The sequence below is a fragment of the Noviherbaspirillum sp. genome, from assembly GCF_035944575.1.
Lineage (GTDB): Bacteria > Pseudomonadota > Gammaproteobacteria > Burkholderiales > Burkholderiaceae_D > Noviherbaspirillum.
Window position 1 is genome coordinate 1 of the sequence record NZ_DASZBA010000165.1, and the last position, 10,106, is coordinate 10,106.

Here is a 10,106-nt window from a genome sequence, read left to right on the forward strand (position 1 = left end):
GTCTGATAGAAGGGCATCTGGAAGCGTGCAAGGTCGCCGACAGGATTCCAGTGATGGTAGGCCGGATGAGAAAGCGCCCGGTTTCCCAGTATCAGCCCAGTGAGCAATCCATTCCATGCGCGGGCATACTCGCCAGGGAAAGGAAGGAAAGGCATGGATGGTGTCGCCACTGAATTACGCCAATAATCTTGCAAAACGTTCCGGCCGCCATCTCCATTCTCGTAATGCCGCGTAATCAATGCTGCATTGACAGACCAGATCGACGCGCCTGCGACTGCGATCAGTTCATGACCTTCATCCCGGATAAAGGGAAATAGCGCATTCCAAGCACCGCACTGAAAGGCGCCCCGTCCGCCGCCGCCCTGTAGAATCAGTACGACTTTCTTGCCCATGGCAAAATTCCTTCCGGCATATAGTGCTGTCCGCACGTGTATTTGACATGCTTTGGTGAATGAACCACTTCCTTATCAACCTTGGCAAAGAAGTACGTACACAACATGACTGCAGCAGGCAAGCCAAGTTGCAGGGAATGGAAAAATCCGGCGACACGCAGATTGGATGGTCCGCAGCATGGACAATCGGGGATGTCGGAAAGATAATGTCGGCTTTCCGATCGGCGCTTGTGACATGGCAGTTGGTTCGCCAGTTTCAGAGAGCGGCCGGCGTGGAAGGATGCATAACAGGTTTGCCTGAACGTGCTTTGCAATACTCATTCTCAACCATGGAAGATGGAGATCGCATGTATCCCTTATTTTGGTTCTGGGCGCCGCAATTTTATTTTCCCTGGAGTGGAAGCGTTGCGCAGCGAATTGACCCGCACACGTTCTTTGATGCCATTCGTCCCGATGCAGGCGATCCTGAAATAGAAAGGAAAGCATTCGATATCGCCACTTACGGCAAACAGCTCGGCCTGATCACCGAAGTGCTGCTCGGGATCGCCGATCAGGGAGTGATATCACCCGAGCAGCAAGCCAGCGCGTTACGCGACCTTAAGGAAATCCGCAAGCGCATTGAAGAGTTGAAGGAGGATGAAGCGATGCGAGCGGCGAACCGCATCAGCAAGGAACTCGAACAGCTGCGCACCAGGCATCCGGTCGAATACCTGCGCATTGTGGATGGATTGAAAACCTAGTGTGACCGCCGGTTGCGTCGCTCTGCGTTCGTGCAATACGCGATAGGTGAAAAAAAAGCTCGCCGAAGCGAGCTTTCATTCACAACACATTCTCATCTTTCAAGAACCCTGGCTATCTGCCAAGTGCCCCTGACCCGCAAGAACGACAACCCATGCTATCTGCGTGGTGTCACCGGTCGCCGGAAAGACTGCAATGTTTTCCGATGCAGCATGAAGCGTCACCGGACAATGAATTTGATGTCAGCAATACCTGCGGTTCGCTAACTTAGATAGGGCGGATGTTGGTTGCTTTTTCGCCCTTGGGGCCAGTGCCGCGGTCGAACGACACGCGCTGGTTTTCCGCAAGGCTTTTGAAGCCGCTTGCCTGAATGTCCTGGAAGTGCGCGAACAAATCGCCGCCGCCGTTATCAGGTGTAATAAAGCCGAAACCTTTGGAGTCGTTGAACCATTTGACTGTGCCTGTTTGAGTACTCATGTCATTTCCTTTTAATGAGGATGGGGGCGTGTGCCCGGAATGCACCCAGGACCAAGAAATGTAACCGGAAGGAGTCAAACGGGAATGGCTCTCGGGACGAGCAAGACGGGAAAGAGACCGACAATGACGACGACTTGATGCAAGTGCAATGGCGACTATACAGGTTAATCCGGCAGCGGTGTGATTAATTTTTTTGCCAGGGTTCAATTGAATGAATAGGTCGCGACCGGAGGACGCAGTGCCAGTTGCGCGATCGCACTGCTCAGTTTGTCTTCGATTCTTTTCCGCCGTGCAGGTTGATCCGGCGCTGTCAGCGCCAGATCGGGAAAATACAGCCGAACCGTTTTTGTGTCGGTGAAAATATCCATACGGTGCGCATGCTCATGCGTGAGGTCTTCGCCGATATCCCATTCACACCTGGCAAGCGTAATGCCTTTCGCTTGTGCAATCGCGGCGGCGATGGAGGATATGGCGTCAGCTCCTGAGAGGCGTGCGGTATATACATTGCTTTCCAGCATCGTGACGGTTCCTTGAACTTGATTAACGGCGGCGTGGCTGGCCTGTTGGCATGGGTCCGCGCTTTTCGAGATGGCGGAAAATAATCCTGCCCTTGCTGAGATCGTAAGGCGACAGTTCCAGCGTTACCTTATCGCCCGCCAGTATTCGAATATGATTCTGCCGCATTTTTCCCGAGGTATAGGCGGTGAGCTGGTGACCGTTATCAAGGTTGACGCGAAATCGTGAATCGGGAAGTACTTCGGCCACCTGCCCGTTCATTTCAAGAAGCTCTTCTTTAGCCATTGTTCATTTCCAGTATGAATGTGATGTGATGAAAGTAGCGATCCTCCGGTGCCCGGTGGCGACAGGGCAGGAAACCCGTTGCCTGCCGTTCGAACGTGCGATCGCAATGAAGCGCCGGTCGGGCGCGAATAGTTAAGGGTGACTCTTGTGGCCGGTCTGCTTGACGCAGTAACAAGCCAGGAGGTGGAAAAAGCGCTATGTGAATGGCGCTGGTGATACCTTACTGCAATGCGGGGTGAAGATTTGTCTGTGCGCTTTAGTTTGATGTGCGCACGACTCAGGGGTCCGAAAACCAGGATCGGCTGTCTTCTCTGAAGGTGCAGAGGAATTTGCCATGAGGTGCCATGATTATAGCCCAGTAAGCCTTTTCCTTCCTGAGATCAACGTACGACGCTTTGCGCCCAGCGCACGATATCGGCTGCGCCCATCGCGCCGGCCTGCCGGGCAATTTCCCTTCCGCCTGCAAACAGGGCCAAAGTGGGAATGCTGCGAATCCCATAGCGCCTCCCCAGCATTTGTTCATCTTCCGTATTCACCTTGGCAAGACGAAAGCGCGGCTCGAGCTGCCCTGCGGCTTGCTCGAAAGCGGGCGCCATCATCCGGCACGGACCGCACCACGGCGCCCAGAAATCCACCAGCAGCGGGACATCGCTTTTGCCGGCATGACGATCGAAGTCCGCCGTGGTGAGCGAGATCGGCTTGCCGGTAAAGAGTGGGCGGTGGCAGCGTCCGCAATCCGGCGCTTCACCGAGGCGCTCGGAGGGGACGCGGTTGGTGGTATGGCAATGCGGGCAGACAACGTGTAATGGCATGTCAATCGATTCCGATAATTCGTTAGTCCGCACGCAAGCCTGCGTGCCGGACACGTGCGCGCAGGCGCTCCAGTTCATCCAGCAGGTCGGCAACCAGCCCGGCCAGTTCCGGATTTGCGTCGAAGCGGCGCTCGAGTTCGAACACCCGGCGTGCGCGCAGTACGTCGCGGCTGTTGAACAGCCAGACATCCGGATCAGAGCCTGTATCGCCAAGCAGTACGCCTGCCTGCACATGCTCGATTACCCATTCCCGGCTGACGGTGCAGCTCGCGGCGACCTCGTCGAGCGTCAGGCGGGCATCGTCCAAAATCAGGGCAATATGTTCCTTCATCATCTTCAGAGTCCCTGTCGCGGATTGAATGCAAGTTCGCTGGCCATCGTTTGATAGAGCGCGCGCGCCTTCGGATTGCTGGCGGGGGGCAGAACGACGTCCAGTACGAGATACAAGTCGCCGGCGGTAGGGCCCGGAATGCCGCGGCCTTTCAGGCGCAGCTTGCGCCCCGACTGCGATCCTTCCGGGATGCGCACTTCAACCACGCCGTCCGGCACCTTGGCTTCAACGGTGGCGCCGAGCGCGGCTTCCCATGGGGCCACCGGCAGCGTGGCATAGACATCCTGGCCATCGATTCGGTAGCGTGGATGCGCCTTCAGCTGGACTTCGAGGTACAGGTCACCTGCCTGTGCGCCGCCAAGCCCGGGGCTGCCCTGTCCTGCCAGCCTGATAACCTGGCCTTCGTGAACGCCCTTCGGTATGCGGACCTCCAGCGTCCGTTCTGCCATGACGACGCGTCCGCGCTCGTCCATTTGCGGCGAGCGCAGGGTCAGGGTGCGTACGCCGCCCTGGTAGGCATCCTCCAGGTCGAGCGAAATTTTCGCATGATGATCTTCGCCTCGCACGTGGAATTGTGCTCCGCCGCGTGACGCGGACCGTCCCATGCGGCTGCCGAACAGCTCGGAAAAAAAGTCGCTGAAATCGGCCGCTTCGGCACCCGAGAAATTGTGCTCTGAAAATTCATAACCGCTGTTCCATCCCGGTGGCGGACGGAAATCCTGGCCGGGTTGAAAACCCTTGCCGACGTTGTCGTAAGCTGCCCGTGTTTCAGGATCGGACAAGACGGCAAACGCTTCATTGACTTCCTTCATGCGCACTTCCGCATCCGGCTCCTTCGAAACGTCCGGATGGTATTTGCGGGCGAGCTTGCGATACGCCTTCTTGATGTCTTCCTGCTTGGCGTCTCGATCGACGCCAAGGAGCTGATAATAGTCCTTGAATTCCAATCGATACTCCTTTAGGTTTCCTTGCTCTCAAGTAGGGCTAAACGGATGCGATTCAAGCCCTTGAAATCCAGGCGTACGCATATATTTTTGATACACAAAACCGGGGGCCGCATAGCCGGTCCAATGCTCCCCAACGTGATTTCGAAAGGAGAATGAGATGATGTATCGATCGATGTTTCCTCGGGATATTTTTGCCGAGATGGATCGCCTTCAAAGGGAAATCCAGCAGGCTTTCGATATTGAGCCCAGCATCCGCGGCATCGGACGGGGCGGTTTTCCTGCATTAAATATCGGCAGCACGCCTCAATCGGTTGAGTTGTACGCATTCATCCCGGGGTTGGACCCGGACAAGATCGAAGTGAATCTGGAACGCGGCGTACTGACAATCGCGGGCGAGCGTAGCGATAGTCTGTCGAGCAAGGAAACCAAGGCAACCGTCCATATTAATGAGCGGTTCGCAGGCCGCTTCAAGCGGGTGCTCAGCTTGCCGGAGGATGTAAACCCTGACGGCGTATCGGCGCAATACCGCGACGGCGTGCTGCACATCAGCATCAAGCGTAATGAAACATCGCAGCCGCGTCGGATTTCAGTGCACTGAGATCGCCATTCCTTATTCACTTGGATTTAAGCGACATGCAATTAAGCGCAGGAGAAGAATCATGAACAATCAAGCGAATATTTCGAAAAGCGAAAACAACGGCGCAGCGACGGATGCCGCCATGATGCCGCCTGTCGACGTGATCGAGGATGCGTCGGGAATCACCCTGTTTGCCGATCTGCCCGGCGTGTCGAAGGAAACGCTGAATCTGCAGCTGGAAACGAATAGCCTTACCATCGAGGGCCAGGTGGCATTGACTATTCCGCAGGACATGGAGTCGAGCCATGCGGAAGTGAAGGTGCCGCGGTATCGCAGGACGTTTACCCTGTCCAAGGAGCTTGATGGAGAGAAGGCGACCGCTGAGTTCAAGCATGGCGTGCTGAAGCTTTCGATTCCCAAGGCTCAACATGCGCAACCGCGCAAGATTGAAATCAACGTCGCCTGATGGCACTGATGATTTCAGCATCCCGCCGTCACTGAAGGCGGCGGGATTGAATGGAGGTTTATATGAGAATAGAAGACATCAAGCAAGGTCTGAATTCCTTCTGGGATTCGGTTTCCGAAGGCTGGCAGCATCTGCGTCACTCGGCGTCCAGCGCGCTTACCGGATTCAAGCCGGGCGAGCGCACCAACCTGCCGGCGAAAACGGAGGTCGACGACATGTTCTTCATGCCTTCCGGCAGCTGGTCGATGTTGGGCGGCAATCTCTTCGAGGACGACCGCCGTATTGTCGTCCAGCTCGAAGTGCCGGGGCTTAACAAGGAGGATCTCGATATCGAAGTCCAGGATGGAACACTGATCGTGCGCGGCGAGAAGCGGTTCGAACGGGAACAAAGTGAAGGGCGTTATCGCGTGCTGCAATGCGCGTACGGCAGCTTCCGACGTTCGGTGCCGTTACCGGCCACGGTTGTTTCGGAGCAGGCGCAAGCTACTTACAGAAATGGTGTGCTGCGTGTTGAATTGCCGAAGGCCGAATCTGTTCCGCCGCGCAAGGTGAACGTAACGGTCAATTGACACATGGCGGCCGGCTTATATAGACGCCGTCATGGCTTTGAGCCGAAAGCAGAAAAAAGGGCCTGCAGTCATTTGATTGCAGGCCCTTCTTTTTATATGGCGAACGCTTTTCAGAGGTGTGCAGCGGCATGCGGGGCAGAGGTGACGGGCCTGATGACGTTCCGATACATTCGCAGGGACTTGGACCGGCCCATTACCTCCTTCCGGAAAACGTCCTGATTGTATTTTGCTATTCTCGCGGCTATGCACCCGATACGGGCAACATCCATTCCGCGCGACAGAAATCGTTGCGGCAAACGGCTAGCGCTGCAGTTGTTCTCAGCGGGAGGTGCCTGGATGCAGTTGAATACTTATCTCATTGACGAAATGGAGAAAAATAATGAATGTTACGCAGCGCGCTTATACAAAACTGGCCGCCGCCTCACTATGTGCACTATTGGCCGCCTGCTCGCCATCCGGCAATGAACAGCAGGCAGCCCCGGCGCCCGCACCAGCTCCGGCGGCAAGTCCGCCGCCAGCGCCCCAGGCCGCCGTTCCTGCCGCTCAAGGCATGGGCCTTCCCGATTTTGTCAGCCTGATGAAGCAGCAGGGACCGGCAGTGGTCAACATCAGCGCCACCCGGGTTGCACCGGGGCAGGGAAACCTGCCCGGACTACCGGAAGGCCATCCCCTGCATGAGTTCTTCCGCAGGTTCGGTGGCACGCCTGACGCCGGCGAGGCGTTGGGCCGCAGCCTCGGGTCGGGATTCGTCATCAGCCAAGATGGTTATATCCTGACCAACGCCCATGTCATCGCCCAAACCAATGACGTCACGGTGAAACTGACGAACAAGCGGGAATACAAGGCCAGGGTAATCGGGGCCGACCCATACACGGATGTGGCCCTGATCAAGATCGATGCAACAGGGTTGCTACCGGTCAGGATCGGCGATCCCGCCAGGTTGGAGCCGGGCGAGTGGGTGGCGGCGATCGGCGCTCCATTCGGTTTCGACAACAGCGTGACGGTCGGCGTGGTCAGTGCGAAAGGCCGCGTTCTGCCCAATGGCAGCTACGTGCCGTTCATCCAGACCGACGTGGCCGTCAATCCCGGCAACTCCGGCGGTCCGTTGTTCAGTACCAGGGGGGAGGTCGTCGGCATCAATTCCCAGATCTACAGCCAGACCGGCGGCTACATGGGAATTTCATTCGCTATTCCGATCGACATTGCCATCGGCATTTCGGATCAATTGCGGCAAAGCGGCAAAGTGACGCGCGGACGGATCGGCGTGCAGCTGCAGGAGCTTACCTACGAAATCGCGTCGTCGTTCGGGATGAAAGAAACAAGGGGCGCCCTGGTGGCGAGCGTGCAGCGGGGCGGCCCGGCTGACAGGGCGGGGTTGCGTCCCGGTGATGTGATTACGTCGCTGAACGATCAGCCGGTGAACAGCACCGCCGATCTCGCCCGTCTTGTCGGCGGTACGAGGCCAGGCACGACGGTCGGTTTGCAGTACTGGCGTGACGGCAAGATCAATTCCGCAAAAATCGAAGTGGATGCCTTGAAGAGTTAAACTGACCTATCATCCGGCGCGGGGCGCAGCGATCATGCGCCGGGTTCCATATCCTCGTTTCCGTTGCGACGATCATGTCGATTTCCACTGCGGCGTTCTTGGGGAGCTGATAGACGCCGAAGGATGTCCGCGTATGCACGCCGGCTTTGGAAAACACCGTGTACAGGACTTCGGATGCACCGTCGGCGACCTCGCTTTGCTACGTAAAGTCCGGAGCACCGATTTTCATCTCGCCATCGAAACCATAGTCAAGCTCTTTGGCGATTCGCTCGAACAGTGCCTCCCTCGATGCAGTCATTTTCGCTTCCACGTCGGCTGGCAACCGGTGCTAATTTTCGAGTTGCGTCAATACCTGCGACAACATCGAAATCATCTGATCGATTTCCTCGGTCGTTACATTCAGCGCAGGCATGAAGCGCAGCAGGTCCGAGCGCGGCGAGTTCAGCAACAGGCCGACCGGTCCCATGTCGCGAGCAGTCTCCACGATCTTCGGACCGATATCCTTGCCGAGCCGCAGGGCACGCAGCAAACCTTCACCGCGCTCACCCTGCAAGCCATGTTTCTCCGACAGCTTCAGCAGTTGTGCGCGCAGATACTCGCCTTTGTCCCTGACCGATTGCATGAACCCCGGCTTCAGCAATTCGGTCAGTACCGCAGCGCCGACCGCCGTCATCATCGGGTTTCCGTTATAGGTGCCGCCTTGCTCGCCCGCCTCGAACACCGCAACCGCTTCGCGGCACAGCAATGCCGCCAGCGGCACGCCGCCGCCGATGCCTTTGCCTAGTGTCATGATGTCCGGTTCGATACCGGATAATTGGTAGGCGAACAGCTCGCCGGTGCGTCCCATGCCCGACTGAACCTCATCTACGATCAGCAGCAGGTTGCGCTGCGTGGTGAGCTTGCGCAGCGCCTGCATGAATTCACGCGATGCCGGCAGTACGCCGCCTTCTCCTTGCACCGGTTCCAGCATTACCGCGACGGTCTTGTCGCTGACGAGTTTTTCCACGCTGCCGATGTCGTTCAATTCCGCTTTCGGAAAACCGGGGACCTGCGGCGCGAACATCGTGTCCCATCCGGCTTTGCCGCTGGCGGACATGGTGGCCAGTGTACGGCCATGAAAGCCGTGGTTGAAGGTGATGATTTCGTAGCGGTTTTCGCCGTTCGCGTTTTTGTTGACCTTGCCCCATTTGCGCGCCAGCTTGATAGCGCCTTCATTGGCTTCCGCGCCGCTGTTGGCGAAGAAGACGCGGTCGAAGCAGGAGTTGTCGGTCAGCAGTGTCGCGAGTTTTATCGATGGTTCGTTGTAGAAAGCCGGCGACGGATTGATCAGCTTTTTCGCCTGCGCGCTCGCCGCGTCGGCAATGCACTCCGGCGCGTGGCCGAGGCAGTTCACGGCCCAGCCCTGCAGGTAGTCGAGATAGCGCTTGCCGTTATTGTCGGTCAGCCACATGCCGCTGCCTTCGGTGAAGACGAGGGGAGGGCGATTGGTGACTTGCATGAGCGTGTTGACGTTGTACTGGCTGAATTCCATGCTGGGCTCCTGAAAGGCATTAATAGGATGGTTGAAGTTGGCTGAACGGTCTGAAGCGAATCAAAAAAAAAGCCACAGGGGAGACCTGTGGCTTCGTGATCGGCAAACGCTTACACGCACGGCTTCCCTGGCTGAGGTAGCGGGGTACGGCGTCGCAAGAGTTTGGCAGTCGTATTCATGGCGACAATACTATGATGTTTCGCGCGACCCGTCAAAAGGTTTGTCGTCGTCACACCTTGGCGAGATCGGCCTCGGAGGTGAACGAGTCCGCGTAGAACTCCTCTTCCGGAAGCTTGCACTGGGCGACGAAGTCCCTGGTGGCTGCCTCGACCATGGCCGGCGTGCCGCATGCATACACCTGGTAGGCCGACAGGTCGGGCAGGTCTTGCATTACAGCATGATGGACGAACCCGCTGCGGCCGGTCCAGCCGTCCTCGGGCAGCGCATGCGAGACCACCGGCACGTATTTGAAGTTGGGCAGGATACGCGCCCACTCTTCACACAGGGCATGCATATACAGGTCCTTCGGCCGGCGCCCACCCCAATAGAGCAGCATCGGCCGCGTCGTCTTTTGATGCGTCGCGTGTTCGATGATCGCCTTGATCGGTGCAAACCCGGTGCCTGAGGCCAGCAGCACCATCGGCTTGGTCGAATCCTCACGAAGGAAGAAGGTGCCGAGCGGACCTTCGATGCGAAGGATGTCGCGCTCCTTCATCGTGCTGAACACATGATCGGTGAACAGGCCGCCGGGCATGTGACGGATATGGAGAGACACATGCTCGTCGGTATGCGGGGCATTGGCCATGCTGTAGCTGCGGCGCTTGCCGTCCTTCAGCAAAAACTCGATGTATTGGCCGGCCTTGTATTGCAGGCGTTCATTGGCGGGCAGCTGAAGCGATACGATCGTCACATCATCGGC

At 57.3% G+C, this 10,106-nt stretch carries 14 protein-coding genes and 1 pseudogene; 5 read left to right on the forward strand and 10 right to left on the reverse strand.

From position 1 onward, the window contains the following. Positions 1-392, reverse strand: a 392-nt coding sequence (locus tag VGU61_RS11805; protein WP_326859324.1) for a patatin-like phospholipase family protein, incomplete at its 3' end; no start/stop codon positions are given. Between the two features lie 137 nt (positions 393-529). On the opposite strand from VGU61_RS11805, the gene VGU61_RS11810 reads away from it, so the two are divergent. Continuing rightward, positions 530-1,132, forward strand: a complete 603-nt coding sequence (locus VGU61_RS11810; protein ID WP_326859325.1) for a hypothetical protein — start codon at positions 530-532, stop codon at positions 1,130-1,132. A gap of 265 nt (positions 1,133-1,397) precedes the next feature. Here the strand turns inward: VGU61_RS11810 and VGU61_RS11815 are convergent, their stop codons facing one another. From VGU61_RS11815 to VGU61_RS11840, 6 genes are all read right to left on the reverse strand, one after another. Then, the gene (locus VGU61_RS11815) at positions 1,398-1,607 is read right to left on the reverse strand and encodes a cold-shock protein (protein WP_326859326.1); all 210 of its coding nucleotides are present in this window, start codon (positions 1,605-1,607) and stop codon (positions 1,398-1,400) included. 203 nt (positions 1,608-1,810) lie between these two features. Further along, the gene (locus VGU61_RS11820; protein WP_326859327.1) at positions 1,811-2,125 is read right to left on the reverse strand and encodes a hypothetical protein; all 315 of its coding nucleotides are present in this window, start codon (positions 2,123-2,125) and stop codon (positions 1,811-1,813) included. Positions 2,126-2,147: 22 nt separating this feature from the next. Continuing rightward, entirely contained in the window at positions 2,148-2,408 is a 261-nt protein-coding gene (infA, locus tag VGU61_RS11825) for a translation initiation factor IF-1 (protein WP_326859328.1), read from the reverse strand. Between the two features lie 380 nt (positions 2,409-2,788). Next, positions 2,789-3,220 carry a thioredoxin TrxC gene (trxC, locus tag VGU61_RS11830; protein WP_414691627.1) on the reverse strand — a complete coding sequence of 144 codons (432 nt, stop codon included), beginning with the start codon at positions 3,218-3,220 and terminating at the stop codon, positions 2,789-2,791. 22 nt (positions 3,221-3,242) lie between these two features. Beyond that, the gene (locus VGU61_RS11835) at positions 3,243-3,554 is read right to left on the reverse strand and encodes a chaperone modulator CbpM (protein WP_326859329.1); all 312 of its coding nucleotides are present in this window, start codon (positions 3,552-3,554) and stop codon (positions 3,243-3,245) included. 2 nt (positions 3,555-3,556) lie between these two features. Further along, positions 3,557-4,498, reverse strand: coding sequence for a DnaJ C-terminal domain-containing protein (locus VGU61_RS11840; RefSeq protein WP_326859330.1), 942 nt, complete (start codon positions 4,496-4,498; stop codon positions 3,557-3,559). A 160-nt stretch (positions 4,499-4,658) separates the two neighbouring features. Here VGU61_RS11840 and VGU61_RS11845 point away from each other — a divergent pair, with 160 nt between their 5' ends. From VGU61_RS11845 to VGU61_RS11860, 4 genes are all read left to right on the forward strand, one after another. Next, entirely contained in the window at positions 4,659-5,096 is a 438-nt protein-coding gene (locus VGU61_RS11845; protein WP_326859336.1) for an Hsp20/alpha crystallin family protein, read from the forward strand. A gap of 61 nt (positions 5,097-5,157) precedes the next feature. Then, complete coding sequence (locus tag VGU61_RS11850; RefSeq protein ID WP_326859331.1) at positions 5,158-5,541, forward strand: Hsp20/alpha crystallin family protein; 384 nt, start codon at positions 5,158-5,160, stop codon at positions 5,539-5,541. A 62-nt stretch (positions 5,542-5,603) separates the two neighbouring features. After that, the gene (locus VGU61_RS11855; RefSeq protein ID WP_326859332.1) at positions 5,604-6,110 is read left to right on the forward strand and encodes an Hsp20/alpha crystallin family protein; all 507 of its coding nucleotides are present in this window, start codon (positions 5,604-5,606) and stop codon (positions 6,108-6,110) included. A gap of 379 nt (positions 6,111-6,489) precedes the next feature. Next, the gene (locus VGU61_RS11860) at positions 6,490-7,656 is read left to right on the forward strand and encodes a Do family serine endopeptidase (RefSeq protein ID WP_414691628.1); all 1,167 of its coding nucleotides are present in this window, start codon (positions 6,490-6,492) and stop codon (positions 7,654-7,656) included. 58 nt (positions 7,657-7,714) lie between these two features. Here VGU61_RS11860 and VGU61_RS22645 read toward each other — a convergent pair. The 3 genes and pseudogenes from VGU61_RS22645 to VGU61_RS11870 form a co-directional block, all read right to left on the reverse strand. Beyond that, positions 7,715-7,855 (reverse strand): annotated as a pseudogene (locus tag VGU61_RS22645) (RidA family protein); the annotation flags it as partial. 129 nt (positions 7,856-7,984) lie between these two features. Then, positions 7,985-9,187: an acetylornithine transaminase gene (locus VGU61_RS11865; RefSeq protein WP_326859333.1), complete on the reverse strand. Its 1,203-nt coding sequence runs from the start codon at positions 9,185-9,187 to the stop codon at positions 7,985-7,987. Between the two features lie 229 nt (positions 9,188-9,416). Next, a partial coding sequence (locus VGU61_RS11870) for a CDP-6-deoxy-delta-3,4-glucoseen reductase (protein WP_326859334.1) occupies positions 9,417-10,106 on the reverse strand: 690 nt, incomplete at its 5' end.

Excerpts from the sequence above, each read along its gene's own strand:
- VGU61_RS11810 (WP_326859325.1), top strand. The coding sequence starts at position 530 with ATGGAAAAATCCGGCGACACGCAGATTGGATGGTCCGCAGCATGGACA.
- VGU61_RS11815 (WP_326859326.1), bottom strand. The coding sequence starts at position 1,607 with ATGAGTACTCAAACAGGCACAGTCAAATGGTTCAACGACTCCAAAGGT.
- VGU61_RS11820 (WP_326859327.1), bottom strand. The coding sequence starts at position 2,125 with ATGCTGGAAAGCAATGTATATACCGCACGCCTCTCAGGAGCTGACGCC.
- infA (WP_326859328.1), bottom strand. The coding sequence starts at position 2,408 with ATGGCTAAAGAAGAGCTTCTTGAAATGAACGGGCAGGTGGCCGAAGTA.
- trxC (WP_414691627.1), bottom strand. The coding sequence starts at position 3,220 with ATGCCATTACACGTTGTCTGCCCGCATTGCCATACCACCAACCGCGTC.
- VGU61_RS11835 (WP_326859329.1), bottom strand. The coding sequence starts at position 3,554 with ATGATGAAGGAACATATTGCCCTGATTTTGGACGATGCCCGCCTGACG.
- VGU61_RS11845 (WP_326859336.1), top strand. The coding sequence starts at position 4,659 with ATGTATCGATCGATGTTTCCTCGGGATATTTTTGCCGAGATGGATCGC.
- VGU61_RS11850 (WP_326859331.1), top strand. The coding sequence starts at position 5,158 with ATGAACAATCAAGCGAATATTTCGAAAAGCGAAAACAACGGCGCAGCG.
- VGU61_RS11855 (WP_326859332.1), top strand. The coding sequence starts at position 5,604 with ATGAGAATAGAAGACATCAAGCAAGGTCTGAATTCCTTCTGGGATTCG.
- VGU61_RS11860 (WP_414691628.1), top strand. The coding sequence starts at position 6,490 with ATGAATGTTACGCAGCGCGCTTATACAAAACTGGCCGCCGCCTCACTA.
- VGU61_RS11865 (WP_326859333.1), bottom strand. The coding sequence starts at position 9,187 with ATGGAATTCAGCCAGTACAACGTCAACACGCTCATGCAAGTCACCAAT.